The following is an 18,015-nucleotide window of genomic DNA, read 5'->3' as shown; positions in this document are numbered from 1 at the left end:
CGGTGTCCGCGCCGGCTTGCTCAGTCGTCCGCGAGGAGGCCCGCGGTGAGTTGGGCCACCCGCTGATGCCAGGTCGAGGCGGAGCGGAGCATCGTGTGCCCGCCGACCGCCATGGGGATCGCGGCGGCTTCGGCACCGGCCGCGGCGGCGCGGTGGACGAAGGCCCAGGAGTCCGAAGCGGCGGTGACGCGGTCGGCCGGGTCGTGCAGGACGTAGATCCTCCGCCCCGCGAGGTGCGCTACGGGTTCCCCCGCGGGCAGCCACGGGGCCAGGGCGATGACGCCCCGGACCATCGGGTCGCCGCCCGCGCGCAGGGCCGCACGGCCGCCCATGGAGTGGCCGATGAGGACCACGGGAAGCGGCCCGGCCCGCTCGCGCAGGATGTCGAGGGCGGTTTGGGCGTCCCTGGCCGGGTCGCGGCGGTCCCCGTTCCAGCCCCGGTGCCGGTAGCGCACCTCCCCCACGAGCACCCTCCTGCCATCGAGCGCGCTCGTCGCGGCCGCCACGAACGGGCGCATCCGCAGGGCGGGGAGGTTGACCCGGGGCGGTGGCTCCATTCCCTCGGCCCTGCCTCCGTGGAGCAGGAGCACGGCCGCCGTGGGCACGGCGGGAGCGCGATGGACGAGGAGCGCACCCGCCGGATCGCGCGGGGATCGCGGGCCGAGGGCCGCGGAGGCGGTCATCGGGCCACCGGCGGGAGAGTGGTCCCGCGCGGGGGCCGGGGCAGGAATCCGCTGGTACGGGCCTTGTAGTCGGCGTAGCCGGGGCGGTCGGCCATATGGGCTTCCAGGAGCCGCTTGCCGCTGCCCCAGACGAGCAGTCCCGTCATGGTCAGGGGCGAGACGAGGGTGAGGGCCGCTGTCTGCCAGGTCGTACACGCCGTCAGGTACAGGCCCCACCAGACGAGGAAGTCTCCGAAGTAGTTGGGGTGTCTGGTCCAGGCCCACAGGCCCCGGTCCATGATCCGGCCCCGGTTGGCGGGGTCGGACTTGAACGTTGCGAGTTGGTGGTCTCCCACCGCCTCGAAGCCCAGGCCGGCAGCCCACAGCACGAGCCCGAGCACCATGAGGGGGTCGGGACCGCCCGGCAGGTAGGCGGCGGCCTGCACGGGCAGCGAGACGAGCCAGACCAGGGATCCCTGAAGGAGGTAGACCTTGCGCAGCGCGTACCGGGCGGGGCTGCCGGGAGCCCGTGCGAGCATGGCGGCGTAGCGGGGGTCCTCGCCGTGACCGCGGGCGCGCCGGGCGATGTGCAGCGCCAGCCGCAGCCCCCACAGGCAGGTGGCCGCCAGGACGAGGAGCCTGCGGAGGTCGTCCCCGTAGCCCGCGGACAGGACCCAGGTGACGAGGGCGACGGCGGCGAACGCGATGCCCCAGGCGATGTCCACGATCCGGTGGATCCCTAGCCGGAGGGCGATCGCGAAGGTGGCCAGCATCACCGCGAGGGCCGCTCCGGCCGAGGCGGCCAGATTGCTCGCGAAGGCGCTCCAGTTCATCGCGGGCTCCCCGGTACGGGACCGTCGGCGACCAGGCGGAGCTGGCGTACGTCGAGGTAGCGCGAGCGGAATCCCGCCTCGGAGTAGGCCAGGTACAGCTCCCACATGCGGAGGAACACCCGGTCGAAACCGAGGGCGGTGACGGCCTCGGCCTGCCGCAGGAACTCTTCCCGCCACAGCTTCAGGGTTTCGGCGTAGTGGTCGCCGTAGCCGGTGTCGTCGGTGATGCGCAGACCGGCGGCCGCGCTCTCCCCCGCGATGGCCTCCCGGGAGGGGATGAGCCCGCCGGGGAAGACGTACTTGCTGATCCAGGTGTGCGTGCGGGCCGTGTTCAGCATGCTTTCGTGCCGCATGGTGATGCCCTGCAGCGCCACGCTCGCGCCTGGCGCGAGCAGTCGGCGGAGCGTGGCGAAGAACACCGGCCAGTACTCGGCGCCGACCGCCTCGATCATCTCGACGCTGACGACCGCGTCGAAGTGGCCGTGGACCTGACGGTAGTCGCGCAGCTCGACCGTGACCCGGTCGGACAGTCCCGCGGCCGCGATCCGCCGTACGGCGAGGTCGCGCTGCTCGGCGGAGAGGGTCACGGTCAGGACCTCGGCGCCGCGGGCCGCGGCGCGCAGCGCGAGTTCGCCCCAGCCGGTGCCGATCTCCAGCAGGCGGGTGCCCGGCCCGACGCGGGCCAGGTCGAGGAGCCGGTCGATCTTGCGGTGCTGGGCGGCGGTGAGGTCCCCGTGCGTGGCGGGCAGCTCGGTGAAGAGCGCCGAGGAGTAGGTCAGGCTGGGGTCGAGGAAGAGGGCGAAGAGGTCGTTCGACAGGTCGTAGTGGCGGCGGACGTTGTCGCCGGCCCCCTCCAGGCTGTTGCGGTCGTCGGCGGGACGCCGGTGGACCCAGGCGCCTCGGAGCCGGCGCAGGGGCGCGGGTACGAGGTCGTCGGCGTGGGAGGCCAGGGCCGTGAGGACGGCCACCAGGTCGTCGGCGTCCCACTCGCCGGCCATGTAGGACTCGCCGAAGCCGATGAGGCCGTCCGCGCCGATCCTGCGGTGGAACGCGGCCGGATCGTGCAGGACCAGTGCGGGGTGTCCGCCGCCGCCGTCGGCGGGTGCGGGGATCCCGCCGTGGTGCCGGGCGCCGTGCCGTATCCGCAACGGGGCCTTGGAGAGCGCGTGTTCCACGATCCGCCGGGCGACCGCCGTACGCAGGGCCGTGGAGCGGGGAAGGCGGGCGACGTCGGGCCAGCGCGCCGGGTCGACGGGCGCGGCGCCGGCGGACTCGTAGCCGCTGGCGTACGCGGTCAGGATCGGCGGCGGGGAGATGGTCACAGCAGGCCCTTTCGGGTCTCGGGAACGGGTCGGGGGCGGACGGGCTGTTCGTGGACCGTGCGGGCGGGGACGGCGCCCTCGCCGCCGCCGCCGTCCGCGTTGGGGGTGACGGGGTGCGGCTCGGCCGCGGCGAGCCTGCGCAGGCGGTTCAGGTCGTTGCTGACCCGCACCGTCGCGGGGCGTGCCGTGCGGGACGGGAACCGGTGGCGGTCCGCCGGGTGTCGAAGCGGGGTGTCCGGGGGGCAGGGCCGGATCGCGGAGGCGAGCGGGAAGACGCGGTGGGCCACGAAGCACGCAGTGAACCCGCCGCGTTTCGGGAAGGAGCCAAAGGAGCCATGGGTGGCCACCTCGTACGGGACCACGTCCTGCCCGCGCGAGAGCGCGGACGCGGCTGGCGGGCCGGCCACACCCGCCCCCACCATCACCGTGACGCTAAGCCCGCTCATGATCCCCTCCCCCTCGCACTCCATGGACCGCGGGCGCCCTTCGCGCCCGTCCTCCGTTCTGATTCGGTGCCGACCCCCTCCCGGATGGGCCCGATCCCCGTCCGCCCGTCCGGGGTCCGGCCTCGGGGGCCGTCGGCGCGGCGGAAGCCTGGGGAGCGAGGCGTACGCGCATCCGGAGCAGCCCGCGGCGGCAATGGGCCTTCACGGTGCCCAGTGGCATTCCGGTCCGCTGCGCGATCTGCTGCTGGGTCAGATCCGCGAAGTAGGCGAGTGCCAGGACGTCCCGCTGAGCGGGAGACAGACGCTCCAGTTCATCCGCGACCACGACCCTGTCGAGAAGGCGGTCGAGTTCCCCGCCGGCAGCCGCCTGCGGCGGCGGGCCGGCCGCGGCCTCCGCCACCAGCGAGAGCCTTCGGGTGCGGTCGGAGAGCGCATCGGCGATCTTGTACCGGGTGATACCGACCAGCCATGCGGGGACCGGGCCCCGGTCAGGGCGGTAGGAGCCGCGCCCCCGCCAGGCCGCCAGGAACACCTGCTGGGTGACGTCCTCGGCCTCCAGCGGATCGCCCAGCGTCCGGCTCGCCAGCCCGTGGATCAGCCTGCCCCATCGGCGAAAGGCAAGCTCCAGGGAACGCTCGTCCCCGCTCGCGAGACCGGCGCCGATCTCCGCGTCCGTCGGATCTGCCGAGGCGGGCGAGGTGGCCGAGCTGGGCCGGGCATCCGGCCAGAACGGGGCACGGGGGCCGCTGGGCAACGACCTGCCAGGAAGAACCGAACGTCCGTCGCTCATGACGACTCCTCTTCCTGCCCGGCCGGAGCCGGTACGGGAGCGGGCGCCCGCTCAGCTGTGACCGGGCTGCCACCGGGCCAATCGCGTCCGGCCGTATGAGCGTGCGCTCAGCGGATTCCTCATTTCAAGTCGCACCGGTTCTGCATCGAATCGCCACCCGTCCCGGAGAGGCCGCACGGACAGGAAGCGTCCCGTATGGTTCAAATTTCATCCAAAACCGTTCCGGGGACCCACGCCCGCGTGCCGAGTTGTAGCGTCGCTGTCTTCATCGTGGCCATGTCGGTTCTGTTGGAGCCGGTGGGGCCAGTCGGACGAAGGGAGGGGGGCATGGCCGTTCCTGTGGATGCCCACACCTTGGCGGTAGAGCAGATGCGCCTGGGAGATCACGCTTTCGCGCATTACGAGGACGACGAGCTGAGATGGGGGGTGCTGGGGGTCTTCGCACAGCTTGGACTGGCCCGGGGCGAAAAGGTCGTCGTCATGGCCGATCCGGACGTACCCCATGACGAGGCCTTCCGCCAGCTGTTCCCTGACGGGGTGTCCGAGGCGGCCGTGAGCCGTGGCCAGTTGCGGTTCACCAGCATGCGGGAACTCATCGATCCGCACCGGAGTTTCACCGCTGAGCGCCAGATGGGCCGTTTACGCGAGGAGACCGAGCAGGCTCGGTCCGAAGGGTACGCGGGGCTGCGTTCGATCATCGACATGGCGTGGGTCCAGGACCTCGGCATGGACGTCGAGGGCGTCATGCACCGGGAAACGCATGCGGAAGCCCTGTTCACCGACCGCCTTTACGCGGAGATCTGTTCGTATGACCGCCGCCGGTTCACCCCCGAGACGGTGGAGGCCATGCGCGTCGGGCATCCGGTGGCACTCCTGGAGCGTCCCGGAGAGCTGGGCGCCTTTCACTTCGATCACGGGCTACGGCTGGTGGGGGAAGCCGACTGGTCGACCCGCGCGCAGTGGAGCGCCGCGCTGGAAGATGCGCTCAGCGGACCGTCCGCCGATCATCCCCTGCTCATCGACCTCACCCCGGTGTCCTTCCTTTCGGTGACCTGCGGGACAGAGGTGCTCCGTCAGGTCCGGCAAGCCCGCCCGGCCAGGCGGGTGGAGGTTCGCTGCTCCCCGTTCAACGCGGAGTTGCTCCGCCGCCTCGGAGCGCGCGGGGTGGGAACCCTGTTCCTGGTCGAGGACGAAGGGAGCGTGTGGTGACCTTGCGGCTGACACCCGCCCTGGAGGCAGAAGAACTCCTGCTGGACACGCGCTTCCGCGCCGTGGACCTGGGGAAGTTGCGCCTCCGGGTCGACGAGCTCGCCTTGATCGCCGGACTCGGCCAGCCGCGCCGCGCCGAGTTCGTCCTGGCCATGCACGAGGTGGTCTGCAATGCGGTACGCCATGGCGGAGGATCCGGCACGCTCAGGCTCTATCAAAGCCGGGACGCGCTGCGCTGCCAGGTCAGCGATGAGGGCCCGGGCTTCGACGAAGGCAGTGTCCCCCGCTCCCTGCCCGACTTGGGAGCGGCCGAGGACGGACGCGGCCTCTGGCTCGTGCGCCAGATGACCGACAGCATGGAAATCGCCACGGACACCGTCGGCGCCCGCGTCACCTACACCATGCGGCTCGGCGTACGTAGCGACGCAGCCACGTAGCCATGTCGGGCAGGGCGTCGGCCAGTTGGGCGGCGCCGGGGCCGAAGACGGATCAGGTCCTCGTCGGGGTCGGGGCCGCACTTCCGGCGGAGGCAGTGGTGCGGCGCGGTGGTGCGAGGAAGAGGGCCATCACGGGGATGACGTAGAGCGCCCATGCCGCGGTCTGGAGGACCGTCGGGTTGGGCTGGAAGTTGAACACGCCCTTGAGCAGGGTTCCGTACCAGCTGTCGGAGGGGATGGTGTCGCTGATGTCGAACGCCAGGGAGCGCAGGCCGGGGAGGAATCCGGCCTCCTGGAGGTCGTGGAATCCGTAGGCGAGGACGCCCGCGGCCACCACGACCAGCATGGCGCCGGTCCAGGTGAAGAACTTGGCCAGGTTGATCTTCAGGGCGCCCCGGTAGAACAGCCAGCCCAGCACTACGGCGGTGAGCAGCCCGAGCATCGCCCCGATCAGGGGGCGGATGCCGTCGCCGGTGGCCTGGACGGCGGTCCAGATGAACAGGGAGGTCTCCAGGCCCTCGCGGCCGACGGCCAGGAACGCGGTGAAGACCAGGGCCCCGGTTCCCACGGCAAGGGCCGCGTCAAGCCTGCCGTGGAGCTCGGCCTTCAGGTGCCGCGCGGTGCGCTTCATCCAGAAGACCATCCACGTCACCAGGCCGACCGAGATGATCGACAGGCCGCCGCCCAGCAGTTCCTGCGCCTCGAAGGTCAGGGTGGAGGAGCCGAACTGGAGGGCGGCTCCGAAGCCCAGTGAGAGGGCCACGGCGAGACCGACGCCCAGCCAGACCGGCCCGAGCTTGCCCTTGTTGCCGGTCCTCACGAGGTAGGCGATGAGGATGCAGACGACCAGGCTCGCTTCGAGCCCCTCGCGCAGCCCGATCAGGTAGTTGCCGAACACGGCGTTGTTTTCCTTCCGGTGGTCACACGAACAGCGTCCGGCCCCACCAGTCGTCCGTGTCGCGGACGCCCGGCGGGACGGCGAAGACGGCCGAACCCACGTGCTGGATGTATTCGTTGAGCGAGTCGCTCTTCGACAGCGCCCGCTGGATCCGGACGAAGCCCTTGCGGACGTCGCGCTGGTAGGCGAGGAAGAACAGGCCCGCGTCGAGCCGGCCGAGGCCGTCGGTGCCGTCGGTGAAGGAGTAGCCGCGGCGCAGGATCGTCGCGCCGTCGTTGCTGTCGGGGTGTGCGAGGCGGACGTGGGCGTCCGGTTTCATCGCCTTCAGGAACGGTGCGTCGTGTTCCCTGGGCTTGCCGACCGGGGCGCCTTCGGCCTTGTCGCGGCCGAAGATGTCCTCCTGTTCCTGGAGCGGGGTGCGGTCCCAGGTCTCGATGTGCATGCGGATGCGGCGGGCCACGAGGTAGGAGCCGCCGGTCATCCAGTCGGCGCCGTCGCCGGAGGCGACCCACACGTGCTTGTCCAGGGCGGCGGTGTCGGTGCCCGAGATGTTCCGGGTGCCGTCCTTGAAGCCCATCATGTTGCGCGGGGTCTGCTCGTCGGGGGTGGTCGAGGAGGTTTTCCCGAAGCCGAGCTGGGACCAGCGCATCGCGGTCTTGCCGAAGCCGATGCGGGCGAGCTGGCGGATGGCGTGCACCGCGACCTGCGGGTCGTCCGCGCAGGCCTGGACGCACAGGTCGCCGCCGGAGCGGGCCGCGTCGAGGTTGTCGCCGGGGAACTGTTCCAGGTCGACCAGGGCCTCGGGGCGCTTGTCCTCCAGGCCGAAGCGGTCCTTGGCGAACAGGCCGGGGCCGAAGCCGATGGTCAGCGTGAGCCGGTTCGGCTTGAGGCCGAGGGCCTCGCCGGTGTCGTCCGGCGGGGCCTGGGGCAGGCCGCCGACGGCGCCCTCGCCGACCGGGAGGCCCGCGGTCATCCGCTCGGCCGCCCGCGTCCAGTCCTTCAGGAGCCGCACCAGGGCGGCGCGGTCCTTCGTCGTCACGTCGAACGCCGCGAAGTGCAGACGGTCCTGGACCGCGCTGGCGATGCCCGCCTGGTGCTCCCCGTGGAAGGGCACGGCCGAGCCGGTCATCCCGGCCGGCACGGTGTCGGTGCCGCTCCTGAGCGCCGCGACGGTACCGCCCGCCGCGGCGGCGCCGAGCGCGAGCCCGGCACCACCCCAGCCGAGGAGGGCGCGGCGCGATGGCCGGGGCGCGACGTCCTCGGGCTCCCGCTGCTGCTGGTCGGACTCGTTGACCAGATCGGTCATGGTGGTTCCTGCCTCTCCCTGACCGCGGTTACTTGGCGACGGCGGCGACGAGCTTGGACAGCGGCTCGGCCAGGGAGTTGACCCCGTCCGACAGCTCCTTGCGCTCCGCGTCGCCGACCTTGTCGTAGGAGGTGAAGTCGTAGCCGTTCTTGTCCGCGCGGTACCTGTCCAGCAGGACGCCGAGAGCGGAGAACTGGGTGTCGAGCTGCTTGACCAGGGCCGGGTCGTTCTTCTCGGCGGTCGGCTTGAGCAGCTCGTACGCCTTCTGCGCGCCCTCGACGTTGGCCTTGAAGTCGACCAGGTCGGTGTGGGAGTAGCGCTCTTCCTCACCGGTGACCTTGCCGGTGGCGACCTCGTCGAGGAGCTCCTTGGCGCCGTTGGCCATCGAGGTGGGGGTGATCTCCGCCTGGCCGACCTTCTTCTGCCAGTCGGTGAGGTCGGCCATCAGGGTGTCGGCGAGCTTCTTGTCCTGGTCGGTGATCTTGCCGTCCTGGAAGAGGGACTTCTCCAGGCGGTGCCAGCCCGTCCAGTCCTTCGCCGGGTCCTGGCCGGCCTCCAGGCCGTCCTCGCGGACGTCGACCTTCGGGTCGATGTCACCGAAGGACTCGGCGACCGGCTCGGTGCGCTCCCAGCCGATGCGGGAGACGGCGTACGCCTTCTTCGCGGCCTCGACGTCCCCGGCCTTGACGGCGTCCGCGAAGGCCTGCGCCTTCGGCAAGGTCTCGTCGGCCTGCTCCTGCGCGTACGCGCGGTAGGCGGCGACCGCGGCGTCCAGCTCGGGGCTGCGCTTCTCGCCGCCCTTGCCGGTTGCCTTGACCTTGGTGCGGATGCCGTCGCCCTTCATGCCGGGCTTGCAGGCGAACTCGTAGTCGCCCGCCTTGATCTCGGCGGTGATGGAGGCCTTGGTGCCGGGGCCGATGTTCTCGCGCTCGGCGACGATGCGGCCGTCCGGGAAGAGCAGGTACAGCTCGGTGACCTTGGCGCCCTTGTTCTCGACCTCGATGGTCGCCTTGCCCGCCGGGAACTCGGTCTTGGACGGCTCGCAGGCGGTGTCAGAAGCCGCCACCTTGATCGCGCCGTCGCCACTGGCGCCGCTCTTCTGGGCGCACCCCGTGGCGGCGGCGACGGCTATCGCGAGACCGGTGGTCGCGAGGAGCGCCGAACGGGCAGTGGTGGACATGCGTACTCCCAGGCAGGGCGGAGCGGATGGACTTCGATGGGCCACGGTAAGGCAAGGCTGCCCTGTCGTCTACGGAACTGTAGACGATCGTGGGCCGGGCGGCGCCGGCCGGTCGGTGCGGTACGTCCTCGCGGCGCACGCGGTCGCGGCAGCGAGCCAGGTCAGGGCGTAGAGCCAGCCGCCCAGTACATCGCTGGGCCAGTGCACGCCGAGGTAACCGCGGGTCAGGCCGACCGCGACGGCCCAGCAGGCCAGCACGCACCAGCCGGCCCGGGCGGCGGCCGGAGTGGCCGTTCGCCACAGGGCCCATGCCAGCAGCCCCGCCGCCGTGGCCGACGTACTGGTGTGGCCGGAGGGAAAGGCGAACCCGTGGGCGTGGGTGGCCCAGCCCCCGGCCGGCGGGCGGGGCCGGGACACCGCGAACAGGACGGCGTAACGCATGCCCTGGACCAGCAGCAGGAACCCCAGGGCTCCCGCGACCGGCAACAACCGGCCCCACGCGCCCCGGCCCACGCCCACGACGAGGCCCGCGGTGACGGCGCAGAGGTAGGGAACGGGACCGGTACCCGTCGCGGTGATCGCGCGGGCGAGGGCCAAGAGGACCGGGGGGCGGTGCCGTACCGACCACAGGTGCAGGCTCCGGTCCAGGGCCCAGGGGGTCCCGTGGCGGGCAGTCACGAGGAGGGCCAAGAGCCCGAACAGGGACGCGGACAGGGCCGAGACCAGCGCCCAGCGCGTCGGGAGGGACACCGCGCCCGGGTTCACCGGGGGGCGACCAGAGGACGCAGCGCGGTGGAGCCCAGCCGCTTCACGAGCGGAGCCGCGTGGCGGGCGGCACGGGTGAGCGGCCAGGCGACGCACACGCCGACGGCGAGGCCGAGAAGTACGTCGTGGGGGTAGTGCGCGCCCACCCAGACGCGGGACAGGGCCATGAGCAGCGCGGCGGGGACCGCGATCGCCGCGAGTCGGCGGTCGACGAGCCACAGGGCCGTCGCGGCGGCGGCCGCGATGGCGGCGTGGTTGCTGGGGAAGGACCAGTCGCCCAGGGGCGGGCAGGCCTCCAGCGTCAGCGTGTGCAGGGTCTGGCAGGGCCGCTGTTCCCGGACGAGGGACTTGATGCCCGTATCGGCCAGGAAGGCTGCGGTCGCCACGAGGGGCGCGGCCAGCGCCGTAGCCGTTGCGTGCGGATCACCGGCCTCCCTGGCGCGCCACCAGCCGAGGAGCATCAGGACCGCGAAGAGGGCGAGGCCGTAGGTGGACCAGGCGGAGATCAGGCCGTCCAGCCAGGAGGGGGCTTGCCGGGCGACTCCCGTGAGCCAGGTGTACAGGTTTCCGTCGACGGCGGGTCCGTCCAGGGCGAGCAGGCTCAATGCGGGTTTCCGTTCGAGGTGCGGTCGCTGCGGCGGCGGATCGTCTCCACCGCCAGCGGGGTGAGTGATACGAGGACGACGAGGGCGACGATCGGCAGGAGGTAGCGGTCGATGTCGGGAACCGAGGAGCCGAGGGCGTAGCCGGCGAGGACCAGGCCGACGGTCCACACGAGGCCGCCGATGACCTGCCAGAGGGTGAAGACGCGCGCGGAAACGCCCAGGGCGCCGGCCATGGGGTTCGCGACGGTGCGCACGATCGGGACGAAGCGGGCCAGGAGGATGGCTTTGGCGTGTCCGTAGCGGTCGAGGAGTCCCTCGGCCCGTTCGGCGCCTTCGTGGAGTTTGCGGCTGCGGCTTCGAGCGAGCAGGGCGCGTCCGCCTCGGCGGCCGATGAGATAGCCGGTCTGGGCGCCGAGGAGGGCGCCGGCCACCGCCGCGCACAAGACGTGCGGGAGGGAGAGGTGCACCGGCCCGTGGTTTCCGCGCACGCACAGGAGGCCGGCGGTGAAGAGCAGGGAGTCGCCGGGGAGGAAGAAGCCGACGAGGAGACCCGTCTCGACGAAGAGGACGACCGCGACGCCGAGAGCGCCGAAGGCCGACAGGAGCGAGCCGGCGTCGAGCAGGTTGACGGCCTGTGGACCGAGCGTCCGCGACGCTGCCGCGAGGATGTGCAGGGGCATGCCGAGCAGCTCCCGTGAGGTGAGAGGAACAGGGGCCGGGCCACGCCCCGCCACCTACGACTACAACTCTGTAGACGGTCTACGTTACTGTAGACGACCGGTGAGGACAGGAGCGAGCGCATGGGCGACACACACGGGGAGCGGCGTCCCGCCGGCGAGCTGGAGGCGGGGGTCCTGGCCGCGCTCTGGGCCGCCGGACGGCCGTTGACGCCGGGACAGGTGCAGGAGGCTCTCGGCGGTGCGCTCGCCCGCACGACGGTGACGACGATCCTGACCCGCTTGTACGAGAAGGGGACCGTGAGCCGGGAACGGTCCGGCCGCGGCTTCGCCTATCTCCCGACCGAGGACGCGTCGGGACTCACCGCCCGGCGGATGCACGCGGAACTGGCGAAGGACGAGGACCGGGGCGCGGTGCTGAGCCGGTTCGTCTCGCAGCTGGGCGACGAGGACGAGCGCCTGTTGCGTTCGCTGCTCGACGGGGACGGACGCCCTTCGTGATCTACACCGTGTGGCTGCCGCTGGTCCTGCCGTTCCTCGCCGGTCCAGCCGCCCGTCGGCTTCCCGCGAGCCTGCCGCCGCGGCACGCCGTCCTGGTGCTGGCCCTGGCCGCGATCGGCCTCGCCGGCGCGAGCACGTGCGCTCTGGCCCTGCTCGTCGTCCCCGGCGCCACCCACGTGCCCGCCGTGGCCGCCGTGGGCCACCTGCTCGTACCGCTCGCCTCCGGGGCGCCGGATGCCGTCGTCGCCGTCGCCGCCGTGGCGGCGGCCCTCCTGGTCTGCTGCACCACCCTGCTGGTCCGGGGAGCCGGGCGGCGACAGCGGCGGCTGAGGCGGGCACGGGCTCTGGCGGCCCGCTCGGACAGCGAGCTCGTCGTCCTGGCCGACCACTACCCCGATGCCTACGCGCTTCCCGGCCGCCCCGGCCGCATCGTGGTCACCACCGGCATGATCCGCGCGCTCTCCGCGCCCGAACGCGAGGCCCTGCTCGCCCACGAGCGGGCCCACCTCAAGGACCGCCACCACCTCTTCACCGCGGTGGTCGACCTGGCCGGCCTGTGCCACCCGGGCCTTCGCGCACTGCGCGAACCCCTGGCCTACGCGGTGGAACGCAGCGCCGACGAGTCCGCGGCCGCGGCCGTCGGAGATCGCGGACTCACGGCCCGGGCCATCGCGCGGGCCGCTCTGGCCGCCCGTGCCGCGTCCGCCGTCGCGACCACGCGCCCGGGTCCGGCCCTCGCGGCGACCGCGGGTCCCGTTCCGAAGCGCGTCGCCGCTCTGCTCGGCGGCCCCGACCCCGGCAGGGCGATACGGCCCCTCGTCCGCCGGGCGGCGACACTCGCGCTGCTGTCCTGCGTGGCCCTGTCCGCCGGGGCGTCCCTCCACGCGGCCGACGAGCTCCACGACGGCATCGAGATCGCCCAGGGCGAATCCCCCTGAGGTACCACGCCGAGGAGTACGGGGCCGCGTCGCGCCGGCCCTCCGGGCCCGGTCGGCCATGGCAGTACGGCCGGGGCCCGGCCTGATCCACGCCCCGTAGAGTGAGGCAAGGCAAACCTACGTATCGGCACAGCAGGGCGGTAGCGGGATGGTGGAGGACGGTCGGGACGCGAGGCGTCCGCACGGCGAGCTCGTCGCGGACGTGCTGGCGGTCTTGTGGGCGGCCGAAGAGCCTTTGACGCCGCAGCAGATCAACGGCGCGCTCGGCCGGGACCTGGCCCGAACGACGGTCACGACGATCCTGACCCGGCTGCACGAGAAGGGCACGCTCGTACGGACCCGCTCCGGCCGGGGCTTCGCCTACGCGGCGGCGGACGACGCCGCCGGCCTGGCGGCCGGCCGCATGCGGCGGGAGCTGGACCGGGAGCCGCAGCGCGACCTCGTACTGAAGCGGTTCGTGTCCTCACTGTCCGGGGACGACGAGGAGGCACTGCGGCGCCTGCTCATGGAGTCCGAGGACGGCGAATGACCCTGGTGCTGGCCGGGGTGATGCTGGCGCTCGTACTGCCGTGGGGCGCGGCGGCTGCCGCCCGCCGGCTGGCGGCGCTGCTGCCGCCGCGAGAGGCCTGCGCGGCCTTGACCGGGGCGGCCCTGCTGCTGGCGGTGGGCACCGTGGCGGCGTTGATCGGCTTGTTCCACGTCCCCTTCCTCGCCGCCCTCGAACAGGTTCCCCTCCCCCGCGCGGCCGCCGAGTGGCCGGCCACCGTGCCGGTCGCCGCCGCGGCCGGAGTGGCGCTGGCCCTCCAGACGGTCCTGGTGGTCCGCCGCTGGCACGAACACCGCTCCGTGCTCGCGCGCGCCTGGTCCGCCACGGGCGACGCGGTGCCCGACGGTGACCTGCTGGTGGTACCGGGCCCCGACCCGCAGGCGTTCGCGCTGCCGGGGTGGCGGGGGCGCAGCGGACGGATCGTGGTGACGACGGGCATGATCCGGGCTCTCGGCCCGGCGGAGCGCGAGGTGCTGTTCGGCCACGAGCGGGCCCATCTCGCGGGCCGCCACCACCTGTTGTCCGTCACCGCCTATCTCGCCGCTGCGGTGCACCCGGCCCTGCGCTCCCTGCGCCCCGCCCTGGACCTGCACCTCGAACGGTGGGCGGACGAGACGGCGGCCTCCTCCGTGGGCAACCGTCGGCTGGCGGCGACCGCCATCGCACGCGCGGCGCTGGCCGCCGCCTCCACCGGGCAGCCCGGCAAGGGCCACGGCCCCCTCCTGTCGGTGGGTAGCGGGCCGGTCCCGCAACGGGTCGAAGCCCTGCTGCGGCCGGCGCCCGTCCGGCCTCGGGCCCGCGGGGCACAGGCCGCCGCGGTGGGCCTGGCGACCGCGGTGGCGGTGTCGGCGGTACTGGCGCTGGGCCTGGCGTACGGGCTGCACGAGTACGTGGAGCTCACCGCACGGGCCCTGCTGAGCCGCTGAGCTGCCGAGCCCCTGAGCGTCGACTTTGATGTAGACCAATCACCCTGGGTGTAAGTATGGTGAGCCTGGACTTGCCGCACGTACCTCGGCACGCCCCCAAGTGCCGTGTGCACGCGCGGCAGCGCGTGACGGCCGACCGCAGCGGGTCGGCTCGGAGGTGGCGTCCCCCTCCCCAGTGATTGGATGCGACGTGTACGACAGGGGGAACGGGGCATCGAATCCCTCCGGGACGACCGTGGAACTCCTGGCGGCGGCGGGCGAATCCGCCCAGGCGCTGATGGCCGAGAGCCTGGAGGCGCGCGGGTCGAGCCTGCTCCACCAATCGATCCTCAAGGTGCTGGCCGATCTCGGGCCGCACGCGCGGCGCGACCTCGCAGCGCGGGTGGGCGCCCCGCCGGCCGAAGCCTCACGGGTGCTGGACGACCTCCAGAGCCAGGGGCTGGTCCAGGCGTTGGTGGTCAACGCGGGCGGCCGGCAGGAGGTGATGGCCCTCACCGCGGCGGGTACCGCGGCCCGGGCGACCGCGCTCGACCACGTGAGCGGCGTACAGGACGTCCTCCTGGCGTCCCTCACGAAGGGTGAGCGCGCGCAACTGCACTACCTGCTGCGCCGGGTGTGCGCGAGCGCCGCCCGATCCGGTGGGTCGCACCCGGGTTCCCGGATCTAGACGAGCCGGCCGGCCGGTCGGCCAAGAGCGGGGCGCGTTGAGATCGGTCCGTACCTCCGCGCCGGCTCAGGGACCGATCTCGAACTCGGGCGGTTCGAGGCCCTTCAGGCATCCGGTCTTCGGTGCGGCCGGGGTGTTGAAGAAGGAGGTGGCGATCTCCTGGGCGCACTTCGAGGTGGCGAACACCACGTGCGGCTCGTAGGGGACCGTGACGACCTTGGCCTTGCTCAGCGTACGGGCGACGTACGGCCCGTTGTCCGCACCGGTCTGGGAGTCGAAGCCGCCCGACAGGGCGAGGGTGGGGATGTCGCCGCGCGTGACGTCCCGGATCGAGGGCGCGGCCGCGGGGACGTTCCAGGCGGCGCAGTCCGGACGCAGGAACGTGAGCTGCGGAGCCTGGGCCTGCACCGAGCGGGGGAAGGACGGGAACGCCATCTGGCCGCCTCGGAGCGCCTGTTCCTGGCTCTCGTACGGAGTCCACGCGCTGCAGAAGACTCCGTAGACGAGACCGTGCGCGACCCTGCCCATGGCCGCGGGGCTGAGCTTGCCGCCGGCCCATTGCCTGGCGATCCGCTGGGGCTTGCCGTGCGCCAGCTCGTCGAGGGCGATGGGGACTTGGGGTGCGACGTGGGTGGCGGAGGTCATCCAGTTCACCAGGGCCCCGCCGTCCAGTACGACCTTCACCGGCTTGTCGCTCCCGGGAAGGGTGACGGTGGTCGTGACCGGCTTGGCTTCGAGGTCGCGGACGAGCTTGTCGAAGGTGGCCGGCAGGTCCGGGTAGCGCTTGGCGCAGGGGGGCTGGTCCGCGCAGGCCTTGAACAGGCCGTCGAGGCCCTGCCGGGCGCTGCTCCAGGTCAGGGCCGACCCGCCCTTGGACGGCGGCAGTATGCCGTCGAGGGCCACCGAGCGGAGGCCGCCCGGGTGCAGGCGCATGTAGACCAGTGCCAGGTGGGTTCCGTAGGAGATGCCGTACAGGTTCCACTGCTTGATGCCGAGCGCGGTGCGCAGGTCGTCGTAGTCGGCGGCGCTCTCGGTGTCGTTGTAGGCGCTGAGGTCGATGCCCCGGGCCGCGAGCTGGTCGCGGCAGGCCTTCGTGGCCGCGACGTGCAGGCGCTCGGTGGAGGGCGCGTCGGAGACGAGGCCGACGGCGCGGGCGTTGAACTCGTCGATGTTGGGGCACAGGACGTTCGGCTCGGCCGAGTACGTGCCGCGCTGGGACATGAAGACCACGTCGCGGTCGCGGTTCAGGCCGCCGTCGATGGCCATCTTCGCCTCCCCGACCGCGTCGTCGCCGGGTCCGCCCGCGAGCCACACGATGGGGTCGGGTTTCGGTGTGGGGGACTCGGCGGGCACGATCGCGACACCGAGCCTGATCGTCTTGCCGGTCGGCTTGGCACGGTTCTCGGGGACGGTGAGGGTTCCGCAGCGGGCCCCCTTGAGCGCCTCGATCGGTTCCGGCGTCCTGGGGCAGGGGCCCGGTTCGTAGCGGGCGTCGCCCGCCGTGCGGGCGGTCGTGCCGATCGGCGCCGCGGGGCCGGTGCTGCTGTCGGTGCGAGAGCGTGCCTGGGCGGGCGCCACGAGCAGGCCGGTGACGAGGAGCCCCGTCGCCAGGCCGGCCGACGTGGCCCGCAGTCGTCGTACGACGCTCCGACGACGGGGCGCGTGGTGGCGTGTCATCTGGCCTCCCCGCTACTTCGGGATGATCGTGAACGGTGTGGGTTCGAGACCGTCCACGCACGAGGTGTCGGGCGCGGTAGGGCGGGCGAAGAACGACGCCAGCACGTGCTGCGCGCAGGGCGACTGCGGGACCACCCAGTGGCCGATTCCGGGGACCTGTATGGAGGTCGAGCGGGACAGGTCGCGGGCGACGCCCTTCGCCCAGCTCGCCCCGGTCTTCACGTCGAACGTGCCGGAGACCAGCAGCGCGGGCACCGAGCTGACCGTCGCCAACCGCTGGACCTTCGCGCGGTCCGGGACGTTCCAGACACCGCACATCGGGTACTGGAAGGGCAGTTGCGGCGCTTGGGCCAGGACCGTGTCCGGCCACCCCGGGAAGGCTTTGCGCCCGGCCTTCAGCACGTCGGACTCCGAGTAGCCCGGAGCCCACTCGCCGCACGCTATCGAGTTCGTCAGGCCGTGCGCGAACATGCCGACCGGCTGGACCGAGCCGGCGGCGCGGGCCTGCGCGAAGCGCTGCGGGTTTCCGCGGCTGAGCTCGTCGAGCGCCGCCGGGATGTCCTTGGGCCGGGGGGTGAAGGCGACGATCAGGTTCAGCAGCGCGCCCCCGTCGAGGACGGTCTTGACCGGCTTCCCTCCGCTCGGCGGCTTGACGTTCAGCGTCAGGGGGTGGGCCTCCAGCTTGCGCACCTGCTCCGTCAGCGTGCGGGGGAGGTCCGGGTAGCGGTCCTTGCAGGCCGGTTGCGCCGCGCACGCCTCGAAGATGTTGTGGATTCCCTCGGCGGTGCTGCCCCAGGTCCACGGCAGGGTCACGTCCTTGGGAGGTGTGACCGAGTCGATCGCCACCGCCCGGATTCCCTCGGGGTGCAGGCGCAGGTACGTGAGGGCCAGGTTGCTGCCGTAGGAGTAGCCGTAGACGTTCCACCGGGGTATGTCCAGCGCCTTGCGCAGGTCGGCGAAGTCCGCGGCGTTCTCGGTGGTGTTGTAGGCGCTCAGGTCGACGCCGTCGGCCGTCAGGCGGGCGCGGCAGTCCTTCACCGCCTTGAGCATGAGCTGTTCGGCCTGCGGGGCGTCGTAACCCAGGCCCACGGCCTGGGCGTTGAACCGGTCGACCTCCGGGCAGGCGAGGTTCGGCTGGTCGTACAGGTTGCCGCGCTGAGCCATGACGATCAGCTCGCGGTCCTTGTTCAGGCCGGAGTCGATGAGGAACGGAATGTCGTCGAACGTGTCGGCACCGGGGCCGCCCGCCATGAACACCACCGGGTCCGCGGCGGGCTTCGCCGCGGCGGACGCGATGATCGCCACGGCCAGCTTGACGGTCCGGCCGCCGGGGCGGGAGCGGTTCTCGGGGACCTCCAGGAAACCGCACCGCGCCTTGCTCAGCGCTTCGATGGGCTCGGGGGGCTTCGGACAGGCTCCGGGGACGAACCGGGGGGCTGCCGGGCCGGGCGTCGCGCCGGGCGTCGCCCCGGGCCAGGCGATGCGGGCGGATGCCGTTGAGGCGCTGACCGGTGTGGGGCAGAACGCTGCCAGGCAGGCCAGAGCCGCCGCGGCGGTCACGGCGTGGATCGTGTGCTTGGGCATGTGATCTCGTTCCTTTGCCGACATCGGCGGCGGCCTCTGACGGGA

At 72.5% G+C, this 18,015-nt stretch carries 20 protein-coding genes; 7 read left to right on the top strand and 13 right to left on the bottom strand.

Features of this window, described 5'->3' with window-relative positions; genetic code table 11:
- Positions 1 to 20: 20 nt before the first annotated feature.
- From EES41_RS34890 to EES41_RS34870, 5 genes are read right to left on the bottom strand one after another with little or no spacing between them, the layout of a single operon-like run.
- Positions 21 to 683: an alpha/beta hydrolase gene (locus tag EES41_RS34890; RefSeq protein ID WP_123081876.1), complete on the bottom strand. Its 663-nt coding sequence runs from the start codon at positions 681 to 683 to the stop codon at positions 21 to 23.
- Positions 680 to 1,495, bottom strand: a complete 816-nt coding sequence (locus EES41_RS34885; RefSeq protein WP_123081875.1) for a DUF1295 domain-containing protein — start codon at positions 1,493 to 1,495, stop codon at positions 680 to 682. Before EES41_RS34885 ends, EES41_RS34890 begins: the two co-directional genes overlap by 4 nt.
- A complete protein-coding gene (locus EES41_RS34880; protein WP_123082890.1) occupies positions 1,492 to 2,793 on the bottom strand; it encodes a class I SAM-dependent methyltransferase in 1,302 nt (433 codons plus the stop codon). Before EES41_RS34880 ends, EES41_RS34885 begins: the two co-directional genes overlap by 4 nt.
- Before the next feature lie 20 nt (positions 2,794 to 2,813).
- Positions 2,814 to 3,263, bottom strand: coding sequence for a hypothetical protein (locus tag EES41_RS34875; RefSeq protein ID WP_164496030.1), 450 nt, complete (start codon positions 3,261 to 3,263; stop codon positions 2,814 to 2,816).
- Entirely contained in the window at positions 3,250 to 4,053 is an 804-nt protein-coding gene (locus tag EES41_RS34870) for a sigma-70 family RNA polymerase sigma factor (protein WP_123081873.1), read from the bottom strand. The genes EES41_RS34875 and EES41_RS34870 overlap by 14 nt, the downstream gene beginning before the upstream one ends.
- Before the next feature lie 327 nt (positions 4,054 to 4,380).
- On the opposite strand from EES41_RS34870, the gene EES41_RS34865 reads away from it, so the two are divergent.
- The gene (locus EES41_RS34865; protein ID WP_164496029.1) at positions 4,381 to 5,262 is read left to right on the top strand and encodes an MEDS domain-containing protein; all 882 of its coding nucleotides are present in this window, start codon (positions 4,381 to 4,383) and stop codon (positions 5,260 to 5,262) included.
- Positions 5,259 to 5,699 (top strand): ATP-binding protein, encoded by a 441-nt coding sequence (locus EES41_RS34860; RefSeq protein WP_254211686.1) that lies wholly within the window; start codon positions 5,259 to 5,261, stop codon positions 5,697 to 5,699. Before EES41_RS34865 ends, EES41_RS34860 begins: the two co-directional genes overlap by 4 nt.
- Before the next feature lie 52 nt (positions 5,700 to 5,751).
- Here the strand turns inward: EES41_RS34860 and efeU are convergent, their stop codons facing one another.
- The 6 genes from efeU to EES41_RS34830 all read right to left on the bottom strand — a co-directional run bounded on the left by efeU (position 5,752) and on the right by EES41_RS34830 (position 11,133).
- On the bottom strand, positions 5,752 to 6,597 hold the full coding sequence (gene efeU / locus EES41_RS34855) for an iron uptake transporter permease EfeU (RefSeq protein ID WP_123081871.1): 846 nt from the start codon (positions 6,595 to 6,597) through the stop codon (positions 5,752 to 5,754).
- Between the two features lie 22 nt (positions 6,598 to 6,619).
- The gene (gene efeB / locus EES41_RS34850; protein WP_123081870.1) at positions 6,620 to 7,903 is read right to left on the bottom strand and encodes an iron uptake transporter deferrochelatase/peroxidase subunit; all 1,284 of its coding nucleotides are present in this window, start codon (positions 7,901 to 7,903) and stop codon (positions 6,620 to 6,622) included.
- Positions 7,904 to 7,931: 28 nt separating this feature from the next.
- The gene (gene efeO, locus EES41_RS34845; RefSeq protein WP_123081869.1) at positions 7,932 to 9,083 is read right to left on the bottom strand and encodes an iron uptake system protein EfeO; all 1,152 of its coding nucleotides are present in this window, start codon (positions 9,081 to 9,083) and stop codon (positions 7,932 to 7,934) included.
- A gap of 69 nt (positions 9,084 to 9,152) precedes the next feature.
- Positions 9,153 to 9,833: a phosphatase PAP2 family protein gene (locus EES41_RS43340; RefSeq protein ID WP_164496028.1), complete on the bottom strand. Its 681-nt coding sequence runs from the start codon at positions 9,831 to 9,833 to the stop codon at positions 9,153 to 9,155.
- 11 nt (positions 9,834 to 9,844) lie between these two features.
- Positions 9,845 to 10,453: a phosphatase PAP2 family protein gene (locus EES41_RS34835; RefSeq protein ID WP_123081867.1), complete on the bottom strand. Its 609-nt coding sequence runs from the start codon at positions 10,451 to 10,453 to the stop codon at positions 9,845 to 9,847.
- Positions 10,450 to 11,133, bottom strand: coding sequence for a DedA family protein (locus tag EES41_RS34830; protein ID WP_123081866.1), 684 nt, complete (start codon positions 11,131 to 11,133; stop codon positions 10,450 to 10,452). The genes EES41_RS34835 and EES41_RS34830 overlap by 4 nt, the downstream gene beginning before the upstream one ends.
- Before the next feature lie 120 nt (positions 11,134 to 11,253).
- Between EES41_RS34830 and EES41_RS34825 the strand changes: the two genes are divergently transcribed.
- The 5 genes from EES41_RS34825 (at position 11,254) to EES41_RS34805 (ending at position 14,709) form a co-directional block, all read left to right on the top strand.
- Positions 11,254 to 11,631 carry a BlaI/MecI/CopY family transcriptional regulator gene (locus tag EES41_RS34825; protein WP_073780950.1) on the top strand — a complete coding sequence of 126 codons (378 nt, stop codon included), beginning with the start codon at positions 11,254 to 11,256 and terminating at the stop codon, positions 11,629 to 11,631.
- Positions 11,628 to 12,569, top strand: a complete 942-nt coding sequence (locus EES41_RS34820; RefSeq protein ID WP_123081865.1) for a M56 family metallopeptidase — start codon at positions 11,628 to 11,630, stop codon at positions 12,567 to 12,569. The genes EES41_RS34825 and EES41_RS34820 overlap by 4 nt, the downstream gene beginning before the upstream one ends.
- A gap of 148 nt (positions 12,570 to 12,717) precedes the next feature.
- The gene (locus EES41_RS34815; protein WP_123081864.1) at positions 12,718 to 13,098 is read left to right on the top strand and encodes a BlaI/MecI/CopY family transcriptional regulator; all 381 of its coding nucleotides are present in this window, start codon (positions 12,718 to 12,720) and stop codon (positions 13,096 to 13,098) included.
- Positions 13,095 to 14,042 carry a M56 family metallopeptidase gene (locus EES41_RS34810; RefSeq protein WP_123081863.1) on the top strand — a complete coding sequence of 316 codons (948 nt, stop codon included), beginning with the start codon at positions 13,095 to 13,097 and terminating at the stop codon, positions 14,040 to 14,042. The genes EES41_RS34815 and EES41_RS34810 overlap by 4 nt, the downstream gene beginning before the upstream one ends.
- A gap of 190 nt (positions 14,043 to 14,232) precedes the next feature.
- Positions 14,233 to 14,709, top strand: coding sequence for a MarR family winged helix-turn-helix transcriptional regulator (locus EES41_RS34805; protein WP_164496027.1), 477 nt, complete (start codon positions 14,233 to 14,235; stop codon positions 14,707 to 14,709).
- A gap of 66 nt (positions 14,710 to 14,775) precedes the next feature.
- On the opposite strand, the gene EES41_RS34800 is transcribed toward EES41_RS34805, so the two are convergent.
- Together EES41_RS34800 and EES41_RS34795 are read right to left on the bottom strand one after the other, a co-directional pair.
- A complete protein-coding gene (locus tag EES41_RS34800; RefSeq protein WP_254211685.1) occupies positions 14,776 to 16,386 on the bottom strand; it encodes an alpha/beta fold hydrolase in 1,611 nt (536 codons plus the stop codon).
- Positions 16,387 to 16,398: 12 nt separating this feature from the next.
- Positions 16,399 to 17,970, bottom strand: a complete 1,572-nt coding sequence (locus tag EES41_RS34795; RefSeq protein ID WP_250569225.1) for an alpha/beta fold hydrolase — start codon at positions 17,968 to 17,970, stop codon at positions 16,399 to 16,401.
- Between the last annotated feature and the right edge of the window lie 45 nt (positions 17,971 to 18,015).

Source organism: Streptomyces sp. ADI95-16, assembly GCF_003721495.1.
Lineage (GTDB): Bacteria > Actinomycetota > Actinomycetes > Streptomycetales > Streptomycetaceae > Streptomyces > Streptomyces goshikiensis.
This window is presented reverse-complemented; position numbering and strand designations above follow the sequence as displayed.